General features: G+C 61.0%; 16 protein-coding genes. 14 read left to right on the forward strand and 2 right to left on the reverse strand.

All coding sequences use genetic code 11. From position 1 onward, the window contains the following. Nucleotides 1-109 precede the first annotated feature (109 nt). From VF672_RS12325 to VF672_RS12335, 3 genes are all read left to right on the forward strand, one after another. Nucleotides 110-1,138 (forward strand): aminoglycoside phosphotransferase family protein, encoded by a 1,029-nt coding sequence (locus VF672_RS12325; RefSeq protein WP_331104867.1) that lies wholly within the window; start codon nucleotides 110-112, stop codon nucleotides 1,136-1,138. Nucleotides 1,139-1,208: 70 nt separating this feature from the next. Next, on the forward strand, nucleotides 1,209-1,877 hold the full coding sequence (murU, locus tag VF672_RS12330; protein ID WP_331104868.1) for an N-acetylmuramate alpha-1-phosphate uridylyltransferase MurU: 669 nt from the start codon (nucleotides 1,209-1,211) through the stop codon (nucleotides 1,875-1,877). Then, nucleotides 1,878-2,651 (forward strand): DnaJ domain-containing protein, encoded by a 774-nt coding sequence (locus tag VF672_RS12335; RefSeq protein WP_331104869.1) that lies wholly within the window; start codon nucleotides 1,878-1,880, stop codon nucleotides 2,649-2,651. Between the two features lie 70 nt (nucleotides 2,652-2,721). Here the strand turns inward: VF672_RS12335 and VF672_RS12340 are convergent, their stop codons facing one another. Next, the gene (locus VF672_RS12340; RefSeq protein ID WP_331104870.1) at nucleotides 2,722-3,696 is read right to left on the reverse strand and encodes an alpha/beta hydrolase family protein; all 975 of its coding nucleotides are present in this window, start codon (nucleotides 3,694-3,696) and stop codon (nucleotides 2,722-2,724) included. Between the two features lie 209 nt (nucleotides 3,697-3,905). Here VF672_RS12340 and VF672_RS12345 point away from each other — a divergent pair, with 209 nt between their 5' ends. The 10 genes from VF672_RS12345 (at nucleotide 3,906) to trpE (ending at nucleotide 16,459) form a co-directional block, all read left to right on the forward strand. Further along, a complete protein-coding gene (locus tag VF672_RS12345) occupies nucleotides 3,906-5,912 on the forward strand; it encodes a PAS domain-containing sensor histidine kinase (RefSeq protein ID WP_331104892.1) in 2,007 nt (668 codons plus the stop codon). Further along, the gene (locus VF672_RS12350; protein WP_331104871.1) at nucleotides 5,909-6,538 is read left to right on the forward strand and encodes a response regulator transcription factor; all 630 of its coding nucleotides are present in this window, start codon (nucleotides 5,909-5,911) and stop codon (nucleotides 6,536-6,538) included. Before VF672_RS12345 ends, VF672_RS12350 begins: the two co-directional genes overlap by 4 nt. A gap of 279 nt (nucleotides 6,539-6,817) precedes the next feature. Next, nucleotides 6,818-7,942, forward strand: a complete 1,125-nt coding sequence (locus tag VF672_RS12355; RefSeq protein WP_331104872.1) for an ABC transporter ATP-binding protein — start codon at nucleotides 6,818-6,820, stop codon at nucleotides 7,940-7,942. Between the two features lie 88 nt (nucleotides 7,943-8,030). Continuing rightward, nucleotides 8,031-9,062, forward strand: coding sequence for a polyamine ABC transporter substrate-binding protein (locus VF672_RS12360; RefSeq protein WP_331104873.1), 1,032 nt, complete (start codon nucleotides 8,031-8,033; stop codon nucleotides 9,060-9,062). A gap of 111 nt (nucleotides 9,063-9,173) precedes the next feature. Continuing rightward, nucleotides 9,174-10,421 carry an ABC transporter permease gene (locus tag VF672_RS12365; RefSeq protein ID WP_331104874.1) on the forward strand — a complete coding sequence of 416 codons (1,248 nt, stop codon included), beginning with the start codon at nucleotides 9,174-9,176 and terminating at the stop codon, nucleotides 10,419-10,421. Between the two features lie 11 nt (nucleotides 10,422-10,432). Beyond that, nucleotides 10,433-11,257 carry an ABC transporter permease gene (locus VF672_RS12370; RefSeq protein WP_331104875.1) on the forward strand — a complete coding sequence of 275 codons (825 nt, stop codon included), beginning with the start codon at nucleotides 10,433-10,435 and terminating at the stop codon, nucleotides 11,255-11,257. 808 nt (nucleotides 11,258-12,065) lie between these two features. After that, a complete protein-coding gene (locus VF672_RS12375) occupies nucleotides 12,066-13,214 on the forward strand; it encodes an iron-containing alcohol dehydrogenase (protein WP_331104876.1) in 1,149 nt (382 codons plus the stop codon). Between the two features lie 192 nt (nucleotides 13,215-13,406). Next, the gene (rpe, locus tag VF672_RS12380; protein WP_331104877.1) at nucleotides 13,407-14,078 is read left to right on the forward strand and encodes a ribulose-phosphate 3-epimerase; all 672 of its coding nucleotides are present in this window, start codon (nucleotides 13,407-13,409) and stop codon (nucleotides 14,076-14,078) included. Next, entirely contained in the window at nucleotides 14,078-14,908 is an 831-nt protein-coding gene (locus VF672_RS12385; RefSeq protein WP_331104878.1) for a phosphoglycolate phosphatase, read from the forward strand. Before rpe ends, VF672_RS12385 begins: the two co-directional genes overlap by 1 nt. Nucleotides 14,909-14,977: 69 nt before the next feature. Continuing rightward, nucleotides 14,978-16,459, forward strand: coding sequence for an anthranilate synthase component I (gene trpE, locus VF672_RS12390; RefSeq protein WP_331104879.1), 1,482 nt, complete (start codon nucleotides 14,978-14,980; stop codon nucleotides 16,457-16,459). A gap of 76 nt (nucleotides 16,460-16,535) precedes the next feature. Here trpE and estP read toward each other — a convergent pair whose 3' ends face one another. Next, entirely contained in the window at nucleotides 16,536-18,476 is a 1,941-nt protein-coding gene (estP, locus tag VF672_RS12395) for an esterase EstP (protein WP_331104880.1), read from the reverse strand. Nucleotides 18,477-18,947: 471 nt separating this feature from the next. Here estP and VF672_RS12400 point away from each other — a divergent pair, with 471 nt between their 5' ends. Next, complete coding sequence (locus VF672_RS12400) at nucleotides 18,948-19,547, forward strand: aminodeoxychorismate/anthranilate synthase component II (RefSeq protein WP_331104881.1); 600 nt, start codon at nucleotides 18,948-18,950, stop codon at nucleotides 19,545-19,547. The last annotated feature ends 16 nt before the right edge of the window (nucleotides 19,548-19,563 follow it).

Here is a 19,563-nt window from a genome sequence, read left to right on the forward strand (position 1 = left end):
GCGCGCCATCTGCCCGCGGGGGGGCCGCACGCCTCTCGATGGGCTGAAAAAGATGTCGGATAATAAAGCATGACCCGCTTGACGGCTAGCGCCGTCGGAGACCCTTGCAATGCCAGATCAAGATGTACGCCTGCAACACCTGAAAGTTTGGCTCGATGAGCAGCTCCCGCGTTTATTTGCGGCCCAGGGCTGGGGCCCCATACCCCCGGCCACGTTGATTGCGGCCAGTAGCGATGCGAGTTTCCGACGCTACTTCCGCTGGGAGGGGGAGGGCCGCACTTTTATTGTCATGGACGCGCCACCGCCCCAGGAAAACTGCAAACCCTTCGTTGATATCGCTCATTTATTGAGCGGGTCGGGCATTAATGTTCCGAAAATTTATGCCGAAGACCTGAATCAGGGCTTCCTGTTGTTGAATGACCTGGGTCGCCAGACCTACCTTGATGTGATCGGCGAGGGCAATGCCGACCAACTGTTCGATGATGCAATCAACGCGCTGCTTGCTTATCAGCAGCTGCCAATGGAAGCGCCGTTGCCCAGTTACGACGTCGCACTGCTGCGCCGCGAACTGGAGCTGTTTCCCGAGTGGTACGTGAAGCGTCATCTGGGCGTCGAGTTCGATCAGGCACAGCAGGCCAGTTGGCAGGCGGTCAGTGATCTGCTGATCGAGAGCGCGCTGGCCCAACCCAAGGTGCTGGTGCACCGTGACTATATGCCGCGAAACCTGATGCTCAGCGAGCCAAACCCTGGGGTGCTGGATTTCCAGGACGCGGTATATGGCCCGGTCACCTATGACATCACCTGCCTGTTCAAGGATGCGTTCCTGAGTTGGCCGGAGGAGCGCGTAGCGGGCTGGCTTGAGGTGTATTGGAACAAGGCCGCCGCAGCAGGCATCCCGGTGCAGGACGATTTCAATGAGTTTCGTCGTGCCAGTGATCTGATGGGCGTGCAAAGACATCTGAAGGTGATCGGTATTTTTGCCCGCATCTGCCACCGTGATGGCAAGCCACGCTACGTCGCCGACGTGCCGCGCTTCTTCTCTTATATACACGCGGTATTGACGCGACGTCCGGAACTGGTCGAGTTGAGTAATCTGCTGACCAGCCTGGGACAGACAAAACAAGCACCTGTCGTGTGAGCGTTGGAGTTGAGGAGCGAAATGCAATTGAAAAGGGACTGCACTTGAAGATTGTCTTGAAGAGGGTTGCATGAAAGCAATGATTCTGGCGGCGGGCAAAGGCGAGCGCCTGCGCCCGTTGACCCTGCACACACCCAAACCGCTGGTGCGTGCCGGCGGAGTTCCACTGATTGAATATCACCTGCGCGCGATCAAATCAGCCGGCTTTGAAGACGTTGTGATCAATCATGCATGGCTGGGGCAGCAGATCGAGGACTACCTGGGCAACGGGCGTGAGCTGGGACTGAAGATCGGCTACTCACCAGAGGGCGAGCCGCTGGAGACGGGCGGCGGCATCTTTCGTGCGTTGCCGCTTTTGGGCGAGAAGCCCTTTCTCGTCGTCAACGGCGATATCTGGGTCGATTTCGACTTCAGCTCATTGATGAAACCCATCAAGGGGCTTGCCCATCTGGTGCTGGTGGACAACCCGCCGCATCATCCTGGCGGGGATTTCTCGCTCGTTGACGGGCAAGTGCACGATTATGCCGCTCAAACACGCCTGACCTACAGCGGCATTGCGGTGCTGCACCCGCAGCTCTTCGCCGGTTGCACTGCAGGCGCATTCAAGCTCGCGCCCCTGTTACGCGACGCCATGGCGAAAGGCCTGGTGACCGGCGAACGTTTTGCCGGGCGCTGGGTGGACGTCGGTACGCATGAACGGCTGGCCGAAGTCGAGCAACTGCTTGCGGTGAAGCCCTAGATGCTGTGGCCATTTACGGTGGTTGGCGGTGGCGTCGGGTACCTCATCGCCAGCATTCCTGGCGCAATGCTCGGCGCGTTGCTGGGACAGGCGCTCGATCGACGACTGAATTTCCGCAGCTGGGCAGAGATGCGAGAGCGCGCCAACGGCCGCACCGTACCGCGTGATGACGAGCTTATTTTCATCCTGTTGGGGCGGCTGGCCAAAAGCGACGGCCGCGTGGTTGACGGGCATATTCAGCAAGCTCGCGTTGAAATGCGCCGGCTAGACCTCAGTGAACCGGCGCAGCGACGGGCTATCCAGGCATTCAATCGAGGCAAGGACGGGCGCGATAATTTGCGCGTCCACCTGACGCGTCTGAAAACTCAGCCTCACGCCGCCGAAGGCTTGCTGCGTGCCTGTTGGCGCATGGCGTGGGCGGATGGCAAAGCATCGCGCGCCGAGCGTGACTTGATTGTGCTGTGGGGCAAATGGCTGGGCTGGGCGGCGGACAAAGTCGAAAGATTGTCATCGACCGAAGACGAACAGCGTTCACGAGGCGCTCCCGCCAGCAGTGGCGGCGAGTTCCAGGACGCGCTGCGCTTGCTGGGCGTGAAAGCCGATGCCGAACCGGCGCAGATCAAGCGCGCCTACCGTCGATTGTTGAGTCGCCATCACCCCGACAAAATCGCCGGCAGTGGCGCCAATCAGGTACAAGTGCGTGACGCCACCGAGAAGACCCGCGAGCTGCATCATGCCTACGCGGTGATTCGCGACCGGCGCGGGTTTCGCTGACGTTTCTGGTGCTTAATGCTGTCAGCAGAGCGGGCAGCATCAAAGACGCACCGTGCGCCGCGAAAGGTGTTCACTGCCCCTCTAACCACCCGCGCACCCGCCGAAACAACTGGTCCTGCTCCATTGTTGGGTTGCCCGGGATCGCGCTCAATGCCACCTGGGTGAACTTCGCATTTTTGCTTCGTTTGCTCGCGTCCAGGCGATCTTGTGCCTGCTGGCGCGGGACAGAGCGGTCCTTGTTGACGAAGTCGGCGGTTGGGACCTTCACTGTTGGCAGCAGCTCCATCAGCGATGGCGTTTCCTTGCCGGTGTCTACCGCGGTAACCATCACTAGACGCTGGATGGCCGGGGATGGACGCTCGCTCATGTAGCGAGCGGCCCAATAAGCGCCGCTGCCATGGCCGAGAAGGACGATACTGCGGGCCTTGTTCTGCTGGGCAAACGCCACGGCACTGTCGATGCGGGCGAAGATTTTCTCGGCGTTGGCCTTGGCCTGATCTGCCTGAATAGCTGCCTGTTCTGCGTCTACCGCTGCTTGCGCTTCAGCGCTGGCGGCGGGGTCGGGTGTTTTCGCCGCGGCGTCCTTGGGTTTATCGCCCGTAACCGCCGCAGCTGGCGCATCCGCCGCTCGCGCGAAAATCCCGTCATTGTGCGCGTCCGGCAGGCTCAGGCTAAGGCTGGACCAGGCAACGTCCGGCAACTTGCGCCGCAACGGTCCAACGGCGACCGGCCAGTCCGCTGACTCATCGGCACCCGGAACGATGATTACCGCCCCTTTCGCCTCGTCGACGTTCGCCGGTTTCCACAACGCCAGAAACGTCTCTTCGCCAGCTTGCAACTGCTGTTGCTCGGCCTGTGGCACCTGACGTTCCAGCGCCAGCGTGTCCTCCTCGGAGCGCGTCGGCAGTGCCGCACGCTCGACCGGTGCCTCAGCGGGCTTGGCGTCTTTGCTGGGCGCCAGATCCGCGGCCATCACGAGCTGCGAGCAAGGTAGTATCAGCGTCAGGCACAGCGCAGGAAATATTGCGCGAAGGGTGTAGGACATCGAGTATTCCAAAGGCCGGAGACAATTCCGGCAGACTAATGGGTTGGCGGCGGTTTGTCAGGCCAGGCAATCAATCGCCGCGCCTAAGCGAGCGGACACGCCCAGCGCATGATTGGCACAGGATTCAGCAAAATGGAGACGACAGTTTGAGAATCCCTGGCCTGTGCCTTCGGTTTATCGGCGATACGCGCGCGCTCTTGATCGGCCTGATGCTGATCGTGTCGCCAATCTCGCACTGTGCCGCTGCTTCGCCCGCGCAGGCCGACCCGCTGAGCAGCGATCAGCGGGACTGGCTGACCCAGCGCGGGCAGTTGCGCGTGGGACTGGTCCTTCAAACGCCATACGCCCAGCTCGACCGTCGTGCTCAGCAGTTGTCGGGCGCGAACGTCGACCTCATCAACCTCATGGAAAAAACCCTTCAGGTGGACCTGCTGTGGCGCAGTTACGCCGATCAGGCCGAACTCGAAAAAGCGCTGGTCGATGGCCAGATCGACTTCGCGCCCGGGTTGACCCAGACCCCTGCCGGCCTGCGTGTCTGGCTGTATTCCGATCCGTACATGCGTGTGCCGCAACTGATTGTCGGCGAGCGCGAGGGTGCCGGAGCGGTGGATCTGGAGAAGCTCGACGCCCAGGTCCGCGTCGCCGTGCGCATGCCCAGCGCTACCGCTGATTACCTGCGCAGCAACTACACCCATCTCAATCTGCAGGGCGTGCCGTTGGAACGTCAGGCCTTGCAGCTCTTGCTCAGCCAGCAGGCGCGGTACGCCGTGATCGACGAGGCGCAGCTTAGTCGGCTGTCACGCGAGGCCGAGTTCGCCGGGCTCGCCGTGGTCGGCGACATTGGTTTTCCGCAGTTGCTGCGCGTGGCATCCCGGCGCGACTCACCGCAGCTCGCCGACATCATCAGCCAGGCATTGAGCGCCATCCCGGCCCGTGATCTCGAACAGCTGCACACGCAATGGCTGCAACCAAAATACCCGCAGATCAGTGACTCGCCGGGGCTGTGGAAGAACATCGCGCTGCTGCTGTTGGTCCTGTTTCTGGCCAGCGCAGCGATTGTTTACTGGCAGCGCAAACAACAGCAGCAGTTGGAGAAGCAGGTGCTCGCCGCACGGGACGAGATCGCCAAGCGCCAGGCAGGCGAGGAGGCCCTGCGTCTCGCGCAGTTCTCCATCGATCAGAGCACGGTCGGCATTCTTTGGGTGAATTGGGACAGCCACGTGCGTTACGCCAATCAGGCGGCCGAAACCATGCTGGGGTATTCGCCGGGCAGGGTAGTGGACCGGCCGCTGATTGATTTCGAGCCGGGTCTTAACATGGATCGCTGGCTTAATCTATGGAAGGCCGCGCGCTCCAGCGAAGAAGGTCCGCAGAACTACGAAAGCAACTGTGTGCGCGCCGACGGCAGCATTCTCCCCGCCGATGTGTCGCTGAGCTTTCTGCGCTTTCGCGACGCCGAGTATCTGGTGGTGTTCATCACCGACGTGACCGAGCGGCGCCGGTCCCTGGCTGCATTGCAGGAAAGTGAAGCGCGCCTGCAGGTGCTGGCCGAGCAATTGCGCGAGCTTTCGGCGCACCTGGAAACCGTGCGCGAAGAAGAAAAGGCGCGCATCGCCCGCGAAGTGCACGACGAGTTGGGCCAAATGCTGACCGTGCTCAAGCTGGAAACGTCCATGTGTGAACTGGCCTACGCTGACCTCGACCCTGGCCTGCGCGACCGTTTGAACAGCATGAAGCGCTTGATTGCGCAGCTATTCCAGCTGGTGCGGGACGTGGCGACTGCGTTGCGGCCACCGATTCTCGACGCCGGTATCGCCTCGGCCATCGAATGGCAGGCTCGACGCTTCGAAGCGCGCACGCAAATACCCTGTCTGGTGCAGGTGCCAGACAACCTGCCGAGGCTGCCGGACGCTACGGCCATCGGGCTGTTTCGCATTCTTCAGGAGTCGCTGACCAACGTCATGCGCCACGCCGAGGCGCACACCGTCGAGCTGAGCCTGACGCTGATCGATGGCGTGCTGTGCCTGCGCATCGCCGACGACGGCAAGGGCTTTGACCTGCACGCTCAACGCCCGGTCTCGTTCGGGCTGGTGGGCATGCGCGAGCGGGTTTTGATATTGGGCGGCGAATTGTGTCTGGACACCTTGCCCGGAGAAGGCACAACCTTGCGCATCCACATTCCGCTGGACCCGGTCGCTGAGGAGCACGTGCATTGATTCGCGTATTGGTTGCCGAAGACCACACGATTGTCCGCGAGGGCATCAAGCAGCTGATCGGGCTGGCGAAGGATTTGCTGGTGGTCGGGGAGGCCAGCAACGGCGAGCAGCTGCTTGAGGCGTTGCGCCATATCGAGTGTGAGGTTGTGCTGCTGGACATCTCCATGCCGGGGGTCAACGGCCTGGAGGCGATCCCGAGGATTCGCGCGCTGAACCATCCGCCTGCGATTCTGGTGCTGTCGATGCACGATGAAGCGCAGATGGCTGCGCGCGCCTTGAAGGTCGGTGCCGCCGGGTACGCGACCAAAGACAGCGACCCCGCGTTGTTGCTAACGGCGATCCGGCGCGTGGCCGCAGGCGGGCGTTACATCGATCCGGACCTGGCTGATCGCATGGTGTTTGAAGTCGGGCTGACGGATAACCGGCCTTTGCACTCGCTCTTGTCCGAGCGCGAGTTTTCAGTGTTCGAGCGCCTGGCCCAGGGCGCCAACGTCAACGACATTGCCCAGCAGTTGGCGCTGAGCAGCAAGACCATCAGCACCCACAAGGCGCGCTTGATGCAGAAGCTGAAAATCACTTCGCTGGCCGAGCTGGTGAAGTATGCGATGGAACAAAAGCTGGTCTGAAAGCGACATCTACGGTTCATCGTTAAGCCGCCTTCGCGAACACGCGAAAGCCTCCAGTCACACGGCAAACCGCTCTGGGCATGAGCTTGAACGCGAAGGCGTCATGCCTCTCGAAAAATACCCTGTCGGCGACATACTTATTCCCGCCATCCCTGTAGGGCATCCCCTACCCCAAACCTTCCACAGCGCCTAGGCCAATCTCTCTCACGCCCCGATTTGCGCGGCCTTCAGGCTCATCTAGGCTTGATCCCCACGGTGGATCAAACAAAGGTGTGGGCAATGAGCAACGTCGATTCAAGCGCTGGGGCGAATGATGTTCTGGTCAGCTTTCGCGGTGTGCAAAAAAGCTACGACGGCGAAGCCCTGATCGTCAAAAACCTCAACCTGGATATTTGCAAAGGCGAATTCCTCACCCTGCTCGGGCCGTCCGGTTCCGGCAAAACCACCAGTCTGATGATGCTCGCCGGTTTCGAGACGCCGACCGCAGGCGAGATCCTGCTGGCCGGCCGTTCGATCAACAACGTGCCGCCGCACAAGCGCGACATCGGCATGGTGTTCCAGAATTACGCACTGTTCCCGCACATGACGGTTGCCGAAAACCTTGCGTTTCCTCTGTCAGTGCGCGGCATGAGCAAGACCGACGTCGCCGAGAAGGTCAAGCGAGCGCTCGACATGGTGCAGCTCGGCACCTTTGCCCATCGCTATCCGGCGCAATTGTCGGGTGGTCAGCAACAGCGTGTGGCGTTGGCCCGGGCGTTGGTGTTCGAGCCGCAGCTGGTGCTGATGGACGAACCCCTCGGTGCGCTCGACAAGCAATTGCGCGAACACATGCAGATGGAAATCAAGCACCTGCACCAGCGCCTCGGCGTGACGGTCGTTTACGTGACCCACGATCAGGGCGAAGCGCTGACCATGTCCGACCGTGTTGCGGTGTTCCACCAGGGCGAAATTCAGCAGATTGCCCCGCCACGCACGCTCTACGAAGAACCGAAAAATACCTTCGTTGCCAATTTCATCGGCGAGAACAACCGCATCAACGGCACCTTGCTCAGCCAGAGCGGCGATCGCTGCGTGGTGGGCCTGGCGCGCGGCGAAAAAGTCGAAGCGCTGGCGATAAACGTCGGCGCCACGGGAAGCCCGGTCACGCTTTCGATTCGTCCCGAACGCGTGAACCTCAATGGCCGAAGCGAAAGCTGCGTCAACCGCTTCTCCGGCCGCGTCGCCGAATTCATCTATTTGGGCGACCACGTCCGGGTGCGTCTGGAAGTGGCCGGTAAAACCGATTTTTTCGTCAAGCAGCCCATCGCCGAGCTCGATCCGGCGCTGAGTGTTGGCGACGTCGTGCCCCTTGGATGGCAGGTTGAGCACGCGCGCGCGCTTGACCCTTTGCTGGATGCACATTGATACACCTGCGTTATGCGTCAACCGAAGAAACCAGAGGCGAGCCAAATCGCCCTATCGCTTAACCAACATTGTTCGTGGAGAAAAACTGATGCTCAAGACATTGAAGCTCACCGCCCTATCGGTCGGCATGATGTGCGCGGCGCAAGCCATGGCAGCGGACCTGACGGTCGTTTCCTTCGGTGGCGCGAACAAGGCGGCCCAGGAAAAGGCCTTCTACGCACCCTGGGAAAAAGCCGGCAACGGCAAGATCATCGCGGGCGAATACAACGGTGAGATGGCCAAGGTCAAAGCCATGGTCGACACCAAAAGCGTGACCTGGGATTTGGTAGAGGTGGAGTCGCCGGAGCTGTCCCGTGGCTGTGACGAAGATATGTTCGAGTCGCTGGCGTCGGTTGACCTCGGCAACAAAGACAACTACGTCAAGGGCGCAATCTCCGAGTGTGGCGTCGGCTTTTTCGTCTGGTCCACCGTGCTGGCCTACAACGCCGACAAGCTGAAATCCGCGCCGACCGGCTGGGCTGACTTCTGGGACACCGAGAAATTTCCGGGCAAGCGTGGCCTGCGCAAGGGCGCCAAATACACCCTGGAATTCGCCCTGATGGCTGACGGTGTTGCGCCAAAAGAGGTCTACAAAGTGCTGGCGACCAAGGAAGGCCAGGACCGCGCCTTCAAAATGCTCGACAAGCTCAAGCCAAGCATCCAGTGGTGGGAAGCCGGTGCACAGCCGCCACAGTACCTGCAATCGGGCGATGTCGTGATGAGCTCGGCCTACAACGGTCGCATCGCTGCCGTGCAGAAAGAGAGCAACCTGAAAGTGGTGTGGACCGGCGGCGTGTATGACTTCGACGCGTGGGCGATTCCGAAGGGTGCGAAAAACGCCGAAGAAGCGAAGAAGTTCATCGCCTACTCGCTCAAGCCGGAACAGCAGAAGACCTACTCCGAAAACATCGCTTACGGCCCGGCCAACACCGGCGCGGTTGCGCTGTTGAGCGCTGAGACCCTGAAGAACATGCCGACCACCCCTGAGAACATCAAGGACCAGGTGCAGATCGACGTGAAATTCTGGGCCGACTTCGGTGAGTCGCTGGAACAGCGCTTCAATTCCTGGGCGGCTAAATAAGATCGCAGCCCTGTAAGCGCTTCGTTGTGAGTTAGATCCGGGTGCGTCGTCTGAACTGTCTGAAAGCAGGGCAGGGGACGCGCTCTTTGTTGAGAGATTTCGGAGTTCACTATGGCCACCGCCGTGCCCCTGACTGAAGGCGCCAGCCCGACCCTGAAGCAACGCCTGGCCCGTGCCGAGCGCGTCAATCGCTGGAAGGCTCAGGCGTTGATCGCGCCATTGGTGATCTTCCTGTTGCTGGTGTTTCTGGTGCCGATTGCGGCGCTGCTCTACAAAAGCGTCAGTAACCCGGAAGTGGTCGGCGGCATGCCGCTTACCGTGCTTGAAGTAACGAAATGGGACGGCAAGGGACTGCCACCCGAGGCGGTGTACAAGGCCGCAAGCCAGGACCTGGCCGAGGCACGCAAGAATCAGACGCTGGGCGATCTGTCCAAACGCTTGAACCAGGAGCTGGCGGGTTACCGCAGCCTGCTGGCGAAAACCGCCCGCGCCATGCCGTTCAAGGAAGAGCCTGCTTCTTATAAAGAAGCGCTGGAAGCCGTCGACGAGCGCTGGGGCGACCCCGCGTATTGGCAGGCGATCCGTCGCAACACCTCAAGCTTCACCCCCTATTACCTGCTAGCCGCTGTCGACCATCGTATCGATGACCTCGGCGAAGTGGCGCCGGCCACGCCCGATCAGGCGATTTACATCGACATCTTTGCCCGTACCTTCTGGATGGGCCTGGTGATCACCGTGATCTGCCTGCTGCTGGCGTATCCACTGGCTTACCTGCTGGCCAATCTGCCTGCGCGGCAGAGCAACCTGCTGATGATTCTGGTTTTGCTGCCGTTCTGGACGTCGATCCTGGTGCGCGTCGCCGCCTGGATCGTGTTGCTGCAATCGAGCGGCCTGATCAACGGCGCGCTGATGGCCATGGGCATCATCGATAAACCGCTGGAGCTGGTGTTCAACCGGGTCGGCGTTTATATCTCGATGGTGCACATCATGCTGCCGTTCATGATCCTGCCCATCTACAGCGTGATGAAGGGCATCTCGCCGACGTACATGCGCGCGGCGATCTCGCTGGGCTGCAACCCGTTCGCCAGTTTCTGGCGCGTGTACTTCCCGCAGACCTACGCCGGTGTGGGCGCGGGCTGTCTGTTGGTGTTCATCCTTGCCATCGGCTACTACATCACCCCGGCGCTGCTCGGCAGCCCGAACGATCAGATGGTCAGTTATTTCGTGGCGTTCTACACCAACACGAGCATCAACTGGGGAATGGCGACGGCGCTCGGCGGATTGCTGCTGCTGGCCACCGTTGTGCTGTACCTGATTTATAACTGGCTGGTCGGCGCCAGCCGTCTGCGTCTGAGCTGAGGAAAACGACCATGTTGAGCCCTTATTCCTCACCTATCGAGCGTGTCTGGCATTACACGCTGCGCACCCTATGCGGGTTGATTCTGCTGTTTCTGGTGCTGCCCGTGCTGGTCATTGTCCCGCTCTCGTTCAACTCCGGCAGCTTTCTGGTCTATCCGCTGCAGGGCTTTTCGCTGCACTGGTATCAGGACTTCTTCGGTTCTGCGGAGTGGATGCGCGCGCTGAAGAACAGCCTGATCGTCGCGCCTGCTGCGACGTTGCTGGCCATGGGTTTCGGGACACTTGCGGCGATCGGTCTGACCCGCAGCAACTTTCCCGGCAAGGCGCTGGTGATGGCGCTGGTGATTTCGCCGATGGTGGTGCCCGTGGTGATTGTCGGGGTGGCGAGCTATCTGTTTTTTGCACCGTTGGGGCTGGGCAACAGCTACATCTCGCTGATTCTGGTGCATGCCGTGTTGGGGGTGCCTTTCGTGATCATCACGGTGTCGGCCACGCTGCAGGGTTTCAATTACAACCTGGTGCGTGCAGCGGCGAGCCTGGGCGCCTCGCCAACCACCGTGTTTCGTCGCGTGACCCTGCCGTTGATTGCACCAGGGGTAATCTCGGGGGCGTTGTTTGCCTTTGCCACCTCGTTCGATGAAGTGGTCGTCACGCTGTTCCTCGCAGGCCCGGGCCAGGCGACCTTGCCCAGGCAGATGTTCAGCGGTATCCGCGAGAACCTCAGCCCGACAATCGCCGCTGCGGCGACCTTGCTTATCGGGTTCTCGGTGGTGCTGTTGCTGGTGCTGGAATGGCTGCGCGGTCGCAGCGAGAAATTGCGCACGGCGGTGGAGTGATCAAAGCCCACCGGAGGAACTGACCGGGACGCGAATTGTAGGACCGGCTTAGCCGGGAAGGCGTCAGGTGCCACGCCGCAAAGTCGATAGCGCATACCGGGATCTCTTCCCGGCTGAAGCCGGTCCCACTAAAAGCAAAGCAGCGCGTTCATCCAGTGAGTCTTGCTGACCACCGCATGCTCTTTGTGGGGCTGGCTTGAGCCGGGAAGGCATCAGGTGCCACGCCGCAAAATCGATAGCGCACACCGGGACCTCTTCCCGGCTGAAGCCGGTCCCACCAAAAGCAGCGCGTTCATCCAGTGAGTCTTGCTGACACACCACATGCTCTTTGTGGGACCGGCTTTAGCCGGGGAAGCATCAGGTGCCACGCCGCAAAATTGATACCCACACAGGAGCCTCTTCCCGGCTGAAGCCGGTCCCACTAAAGCAAAAGCAGCGCGTTCATCCAGTGAGTTTTGCTGAGACACCACATGCTCTTTGTAGGACCGGCTTTAGCCGGGAAGGCGTCAGGCGCAACGCCGCAAAATCGATGGCGCACACAGGGGCCTCTTCCCGGCTGAAGCTGGCCCCACTAAAAGCAAAGCAGCATCCAGTGAGTCTCGCTGACACACCGCATATTCTTTGTGGGACCGGCTTTAGCCGGGAAGGCGTCAGGCGCAACGCCGCAAATTTGATAGCGCACACCTCAGCCTTTCCTACATCACAAAGCTGACGCCTCACGCGAACCGGTCTATGTTTGACTCACCGCATGCCAACCCTGCCTTGTACAAGAGCCGCGTCTCCCAAAACAGCGTAAAGGACGAGCCCGATGAGTATTTCTGCCTTCAAAATCGCCAACAAACTGATCACCGGCCCCGCCGCCATCGAGGCGCTGTCAGCCGAACTGAGCCGGCTCAACGTCCAAAACCCGCTGATTGTCACCGACGCGATACTGGTCCAGTCCGGGACGGTCGATCTGGCGCTGGCGCAATTGGGCGGTCGTCGTTATGGCCTGTTTGATCAGGTCAAACCCGAGCCCGAGATCGCTATCGTCGAGGACTGCACCCGCGCCTACCGGGACGGCGGTCACGATGGGCTGATCGGCGTGGGAGGGGGCAGTGCCATCGACATTGCCAAAGGCGTCGCGGCGTTCGCCAACCACGAAGGGCCTCTGGCCGAGTTGTTCGGGGTTGATCAGGTCACACGCAAGGGCCCGCCGCTGATTGCCATCCCGACCACCGCCGGCACCGGTTCGGAAGTCACCAATGTGGCGATTTTTTCGGACAAGCAGGCACAGCTGAAAAAAGGCATCGTCAGTGACTACCTGTTGCCCGACGTCGCGCTGGTCAGCCCGCTGATGACCCTGACCTGTCCGCGCAGCGTGACGGCAGCCAGCGGTGTAGACGCGCTGGTACACGCCATCGAAGCCTACCTTTCAGTGAATGCTTCGCCGATCACCGACGCCATCGCCTTGGGCGCCATCAAGCTGATCGTCAAGGCGCTGCCCAAGGCCTACGCCAATCCGTCGAATGTGCAGGCGCGGGAAGACATGGCCACCGCCAGCCTCATGGCGGGCATGGCGTTCGGCAATGCCGGGGTCGGCGCGGTGCATGCGCTGGCATATCCGTTGGGAGGGCGTTTCAACATTGCTCACGGCGTGAGCAACGCGTTGCTGCTGCCGTATGTGATGGCATGGAACAAGCTCGCCTGCGTCGAACGGATGCGTGACATTGCCGAAGCGATGGGCCTTCGCGTCGCTCACCTCAGCGACAAGGATGCCGCCGACCTGGCGGTTAACGCCATGGCCGACTTGTGCGCAGCGGTGGAAATCCCCTCTGGCCTGCGCAGTTTCAATGTGCCCGAGGACGCTATTCCCGAGATGGCGGAGGAGGCCAGCAAGATCGAGCGCCTGATGCGCAACAACCCCCGGAAACTGACCGCCGCCGACATCGAGAAAATCTACCGCGCGGCGTACTGATCAGCTGTGCCAGGCGCCTCAACCGCAGTGACGCCAGCAACTAGCGGACAGGCACTGGTGCACTTGCATCCGTCCGCGTTCGTTCTTGACGTGTTTGGCGAACCGGTTTCCCACTCGCTAGCGACCCAACGCACGTTTCAACTCTTGGAGTACAATGCGCGCCACCGTGATTTCGCTCAAAAAAGGTGCGTCATGCAGCCCTTCGCTATTGCTCCTTCGATTCTGTCCGCCGATTTCGCCCGTCTGGGCCAGGAAGTCGACAACGTGCTGGCCGCTGGCGCCGACATCGTCCACTTCGATGTCATGGACAACCACTACGTCCCCAACCTGACGATCGGACCGATGGTCTGTGCGGCGTTGCGCAAGTACGGCATCTCGGCGCCCATCGATGTTCACCTGATGGTCAGTCCGGTGGATCGCATCATCGGCGACTTCATCGAAGCCGGCGCCACCTACATCACCTTCCACCCGGAAGCGACCCAGCACATCGACCGCTCTCTGCAATTGATCCGCGAAGGCGGCTGCAAGGCAGGCCTGGTGTTCAACCCGGCGACTCCGCTGAACCTGCTCGAATACGTCATGGACAAGGTCGACATGATCCTGCTCATGAGCGTCAACCCTGGCTTCGGCGGTCAGAAATTCATCCCTGGTACGCTCAACAAGCTGCGCGAGGCCCGCGCACTCATCGACGCGTCCGGTCGCGATATACGTCTGGAAATCGACGGCGGCGTCAACGTCAATAACATCCGCGAAATCGCCGCAGCCGGCGCTGACACCTTCGTCGCGGGCTCGGCTATCTTCAATGCGCCTGATTACCAGGAAGTCATTGCGAAAATGCACGCAGAACTGGCGCTGGCCCGTTGATGAGCGGCTTCGAGCAGCTGTTCCCGGGTCGTCTGCCCAAGCTGATCATGTTCGACCTCGACGGCACACTGGTCGACTCGGTGCCGGACCTGGCAGCAGCTGTGGATAAAACCCTGATTCAGCTCGGCCGCCCCCCTGCGGGCATCGAGCGAGTACGTGACTGGATCGGCAACGGCGTGCGTGTTCTGGTGCGCCGCGCGCTGGCGAACGGCATGGACCACACCGCCGTTGATGAGCAAGACACGGAGGCCGCTCTGGCTATTTTCATGGAGGCCTACAGCGGCAGCCACGCACTCACCAAGGTCTACCCCGGCGTCCGGGAAACCCTGAAGTGGCTGCAGAAGATGGGCGTCGAAATGGCACTGATCACCAACAAGCCGGAGCGCTTTGTTGCGCCCTTGCTGGATGACCTCAAGCTCGGCCGCTTCTTCCGCTGGATCGTGGGTGGCGACACGCTGCCGCAGCAGAAGCCTGATCCGGCGGCGTTGTTCTTCGTGATGAAAATGGCCGGCGTACCGGGTTCGCAGTCGCTGTTCGTGGGCGACTCGCGCAACGACGTGCTGGCGGCCAAGGCGGCCGGCGTCGCGTGCGTGGCATTGAGTTACGGCTACAACCACGGTCGCCCGATCGAGGAAGAGTCACCGGCGCTCGTCATCGATGATTTACGCAAGCTGATTCCGGGCAGTTCTGCCGGTTGCTTAGCGCAGGGCGCTGAGATAACGTTGCCCGAGATCAAGTCCCCCTCCTTTAGAGAATCCATCGTGGTCGTCACTCGCAAACTCTGGATGAAAGTCATCAAGGCCCTGGCCCGCTGGCGTTGGCGCGCCTGACTTGAATCTGGCCGGAGCCCCGGCGCGTTTGCATACCTGACCGTTTCCCCTCAGACCACGAGGCTGATCATGACCCGCGAAGATTTCCTGCGTTTGGCCGCTGAAGGCTACAACCGTATTCCCCTTGCCTACGAAACCCTGGCCGACTTCGACACGCCACTGTCGATCTATCTGAAACTCGCTGATGAACCCAACTCCTACCTGCTCGAATCGGTACAAGGCGGTGAGAAGTGGGGGCGTTATTCGATCATCGGCCTGCCGTGCCGCACCGTCATGCGGGTGCATGACCACACCGTCAGCGTGACCCACGACGGTGTCGAGATCGAACGCCTGGAAGCCGACGACCCGCTGCACTTCGTCGAGACCTTCAAGGCTCGCTACAACGTCCCGACCATTGCCGGACTGCCACGCTTCAACGGCGGCCTGATGGGCTACTTCGGTTATGACTGCGTGCGCTACGTGGAACCGCGTCTGGGCGCTTGCCCGAACCCTGATCCGCTCGGCGTGCCTGACATTCTGCTCATGGTGTCCGATGCCGTGGTGGTGTTCGATAACCTGGCCGGCAAGATGCACGCGATCGTGCTGGTCGATCCGTCCCAGGCTGACGCGTATGAAGGTGGGCTGGCGCGGCTCGAGGCGTTGATGGACAAACTGCGTCAGCCAATCACGCCGCGTCGTGGTCTGGACCTGACCCGTCCCCAGGCGGCCGACCCGGTGTTCCGTTCCAGCTTTACCCAGGCGGACTACGAAAAGGCCGTCGGCACGATCAAGGAATACATCCTCGCCGGCGACTGTATGCAAGTCGTGCCGTCGCAGCGTATGTCCATCGACTTCAAAGCCGCGCCGATTGACCTGTATCGCGCGCTGCGGTGTTTCAACCCCACGCCCTACATGTACTTCTTCAACTTCGGTGACTTCCACGTCGTCGGCAGTTCGCCGGAAGTGCTGGTGCGGGTCGAAGACAACCTGATCACTGTGCGCCCGATTGCTGGCACACGGCCTCGTGGCGCCACCGAAGAGGAAGATTACGCGCTGGAAGTTGACCTCCTGTCCGACGACAAGGAGATTGCCGAGCACTTGATGCTCATCGATCTGGGACGCAACGATACCGGACGCGTCTCGGAAATCGGTTCGGTGAAGCTCACCGAGAAGATGGTCATCGAGCGTTACTCGAATGTCATGCACATTGTGTCCAACGTCACCGGTCAGCTGAAAAGCGGCCTCACGGCGATGGACGCGCTGCGGGCCATCCTGCCGGCGGGCACGTTGTCAGGCGCGCCGAAGATTCGTGCGATGGAGATCATCGATGAGCTGGAGCCGGTCAAGCGCGGTGTGTATGGCGGCGCCGTCGGCTATTTTGCCTGGAACGGCAACATGGACACCGCCATTGCCATCCGCACGGCCGTGATCAAAAACGGCGAACTGCATGTGCAGGCCGGGGGCGGCATCGTCGCCGACTCAGTGCCGGCGCTCGAATGGGAAGAAACCCTCAACAAGCGCCGTGCAATGTTTCGCGCTGTGGCGCTGGCGGAGCAGACGCCCGAGGCTTGATGGTGGGTCTGCACATGAGAACGGCGCCAGGGGCGCCGTTTTTTATGCCGGCCAGAAATCCCGCTGGGGGATGGCTTCAAAAATCCAGACTCACCGCCAGATTCAGCCCTTGCTGGGTCACGTCATCATTCTTGCGCCAGTTATAGCCGGCACGCAGTGTCAGGTCCGGCGCCAGTTTTTGGCTCAGGCCCACACTGGCGCGGTTCAGGCTGCGCTGCGGATCGTACCCCTGTAGATCAAAGCTCACGCCCGGCACGCTGTTCAGCGCAATGGTCACGTCCTGCTGATCCGTATCAAACTCGCGTTCATGGGCCACTTCGCCAAACAGTTGAGTCTGCGGCGTGACGTCGAACTTGCCCTGCAGCCCGGCGCCGAGCCGCTTCGACTTACGCGTCTGGTCGTCATAATTAAGTGCAGTCGCACGGGCGCTGTTCTCCGAGTAGCCGTCAACGTTGACGTGGGAATAATCGGCGCTGACGAAAGGCGAGAAATGCCAGCGGCTGCTTTGCTCGGCCAGATCAAAACCCAGGCGCCCACTGACTGCCCACAAATCACCGTCGGTGTCGCCTTTCTCCGCGCCTTCGCTGATCCCCAAAGCGAATTTTCGCTTGAGGTTGTCGTAGTCGAGTTTTCCGCCCGAAGCCGCCAGGTCTGCCCACCAGTGTTGCGCCTGATACTGCACGAACGCGGTGGCGATGTAGCTGTTGAGTTTGTAGTCCGAATCCTTGGCCCCGGCTTCGAGGGTTTGCCGGTAAGCACCCGCGACCACGCCGGCTCTCCAGTCCTCGGCGAAGCGGTAGCTGCCACCCACAGTGAGGTTGTAGCCGTGACCGTCGCCGCTTGCGGAGTTGCCTTGCGCATCGAAATCCATCTTCTGACCGCCACCAGCGACAATAGCCCGCCATTCACCGACGTTCTGCCAGTTGCCCCAGTCCGCCAGCCACTGACTGCGCAGTTCATCCTGCTGCGCGCGCAACGTGCCGTTGGCCATCTCCGGCAAAAGGGTGATCTCCCACGGGGACGACAGAATCGAATAACCGTAGTCGGCAATCAGGCGCTGGCCGGCAACGGTCGGGTGCACGCCGTCGTTGAACAGCAGTTTGGTCGGGTCCGGCGTGAGGCCGCCGATCCCGTAAACGCTGTTGGCGGTACAGCTGTTACCGCTGAAACAGGTGCCCACAAGGTTCTGATCGGCGGCCAACCCGTACCGCGCCGGGTCCGTCAAAACGTCACGCACAAGACCCGGCACGTTCAGTGGGATGACCTCGGCATCGATTCGGCCCAGCCGGTTGACCAGTTGCTGGTTGAACACTCCGCTCAGCAACGTCGACGGCACCTGCAGCGGCGTGCCGAACACAGCAGGCGTGCGCCCGATATCAGGCAGCAGCCAGACCATGATGTAACGTGCCCCGGCCTGGGACAGAAATTGTGCGCCGTCGGCCAGGTTGTTCGCCGCGTTGATGGCCTGTCCCGGGCTCAGCACCCGACCCTGAAGGAAGTCATTGCCACCTCCGGTCAGGTAATAAAGGGCGTTCGGGTCGGCCCGCGAACTGGTTTCAAGCAGATAACCCGGACGCGTCCGGAACACCGTCGTGACACCCGTCGAAGCGTCAGTGTTGGCAATGGTTGACTGAGTGGTGATTGCAGCGAGGATCTGGTCCGTCCTGTCGCCACCCACTGCCCAGTTGTTCCCGTCAGCCAAACCTTGCGCTGCGCGTACAGGGGAGGTCGATGCCTGTAAATCAGCGGGCGCTACGCCAAGCCTTGCACCCAGTAATGTCGATGAATTCAGGCCGAATGCCTCACCGCTGCCGTTCAGATACGTCGGACCGGTGCGGTTGGTGAAGCGCAAGGTGGCGCCGGGTGGTCCGCCCGCATCGGGGAACTGCCCGGCATCGGCCAGGCTGTCACCGAACACGATCATCGTTGAATAGGGCGAGGAGGCGGCCAGCGCGGAAGAACAGGCGAGCGAGAGCAGACAGGCCGCGAACGGCCAGCGCAGTGTGGCATTGAGCATGGGGAGATCCCTTATTGTTTTCTGTGCTGTACGAGAAGGTAGCAGCCGCGACACAAATCACCCACGATCCCGTGGCATTCACGGCAAATATTCTGTACCGACTTCCATGCTGCGATCTGCACCTTGCGGGCGTTCAAATCCTGCCGGTCGGCCGCTGGGCCGCGCCATCCGGGCACTGCGATATTGCGCGCCCTGCGGCGGTACGCTACTGTGCCGCTACGTATGAACGAGACCTTTCCTGTGTCGATTGTCAGCAGCTTCTTGATGCGCGTTATCAAGGGCCACGCCCGTTGGCGTTGGCGCGCCTGACTATTTCCCCCGCCGGCCCCGCCGGATCTGTATTGATATGCCTTCTGATGCCTCGGTTTTGCAGTGTCTCGCCGGAACCCGTCCTGCGACCCCTCTGCGTGCAACTGCGGCCAGAACCCGGAAGGCCACGTTAGAAGTCAGTAATTCAAAAGGTTAAGCACCATGCTGCTGATGATCGATAACTACGACTCCTTCACCTACAACGTCGTGCAGTATCTGGGCGAGCTGGGCGCCGACGTCAAAGTGATTCGCAACGACGAAATGACCGTCGCTGAAATCGAAGCCCTTAACCCCGAGCGCATTGTTGTTTCCCCCGGCCCCTGCACCCCGAACGAAGCGGGCGTCTCCATTGACGTCATCAAACACTTCGCCGGCAAGCTGCCCGTGCTGGGCGTCTGCCTGGGTCATCAGTCGATTGGCCAGGCGTTCGGCGGTGATGTGGTGCGCGCGCGGGAGGTCATGCATGGCAAGACCAGCGACCTGATCCATGAAGACAAAGGCGTGTTCGAAGGGCTCAAGCATCCGTTGACGGTAACGCGCTATCACTCGCTGGTGGTCAAGCGCGAGACTCTGCCGGACTGCCTCGAACTGACCGCTTGGACCCAGCGCGACGATGGCTCGGTCGATGAAATCATGGGCCTGCGCCACAAAACCCTGAACGTGGAGGGCGTGCAGTTTCACCCTGAGTCGATTCTTTCCGAGCAGGGCCACGAGCTGTTCGCCAACTTCCTCAAGCAGACCGGCGGTACCCGTCAGGGTTAAGGGCACTTCGATATGG

The organism is Pseudomonas sp. (assembly GCF_036387035.1).
Taxonomy (GTDB): domain Bacteria; phylum Pseudomonadota; class Gammaproteobacteria; order Pseudomonadales; family Pseudomonadaceae; genus Aquipseudomonas.

What these genes read in the sequence shown, in the direction of transcription:
- murU (WP_331104868.1), top strand. Translation starts at nt 1,209, where the DNA reads ATGAAAGCAATGATTCTGGCGGCGGGCAAAGGCGAGCGCCTGCGCCCG.
- VF672_RS12400 (WP_331104881.1), top strand. Translation starts at nt 18,948, where the DNA reads ATGCTGCTGATGATCGATAACTACGACTCCTTCACCTACAACGTCGTG.
- estP (WP_331104880.1), bottom strand. Translation starts at nt 18,476, where the DNA reads ATGCTCAATGCCACACTGCGCTGGCCGTTCGCGGCCTGTCTGCTCTCG.
- VF672_RS12345 (WP_331104892.1), top strand. Translation starts at nt 3,906, where the DNA reads ATGCTGATCGTGTCGCCAATCTCGCACTGTGCCGCTGCTTCGCCCGCG.
- trpE (WP_331104879.1), top strand. Translation starts at nt 14,978, where the DNA reads ATGACCCGCGAAGATTTCCTGCGTTTGGCCGCTGAAGGCTACAACCGT.
- VF672_RS12335 (WP_331104869.1), top strand. Translation starts at nt 1,878, where the DNA reads ATGCTGTGGCCATTTACGGTGGTTGGCGGTGGCGTCGGGTACCTCATC.
- VF672_RS12385 (WP_331104878.1), top strand. Translation starts at nt 14,078, where the DNA reads ATGAGCGGCTTCGAGCAGCTGTTCCCGGGTCGTCTGCCCAAGCTGATC.
- rpe (WP_331104877.1), top strand. Translation starts at nt 13,407, where the DNA reads ATGCAGCCCTTCGCTATTGCTCCTTCGATTCTGTCCGCCGATTTCGCC.
- VF672_RS12375 (WP_331104876.1), top strand. Translation starts at nt 12,066, where the DNA reads ATGAGTATTTCTGCCTTCAAAATCGCCAACAAACTGATCACCGGCCCC.
- VF672_RS12325 (WP_331104867.1), top strand. Translation starts at nt 110, where the DNA reads ATGCCAGATCAAGATGTACGCCTGCAACACCTGAAAGTTTGGCTCGAT.
- VF672_RS12360 (WP_331104873.1), top strand. Translation starts at nt 8,031, where the DNA reads ATGCTCAAGACATTGAAGCTCACCGCCCTATCGGTCGGCATGATGTGC.
- VF672_RS12340 (WP_331104870.1), bottom strand. Translation starts at nt 3,696, where the DNA reads ATGTCCTACACCCTTCGCGCAATATTTCCTGCGCTGTGCCTGACGCTG.
- VF672_RS12370 (WP_331104875.1), top strand. Translation starts at nt 10,433, where the DNA reads ATGTTGAGCCCTTATTCCTCACCTATCGAGCGTGTCTGGCATTACACG.
- VF672_RS12365 (WP_331104874.1), top strand. Translation starts at nt 9,174, where the DNA reads ATGGCCACCGCCGTGCCCCTGACTGAAGGCGCCAGCCCGACCCTGAAG.
- VF672_RS12355 (WP_331104872.1), top strand. Translation starts at nt 6,818, where the DNA reads ATGAGCAACGTCGATTCAAGCGCTGGGGCGAATGATGTTCTGGTCAGC.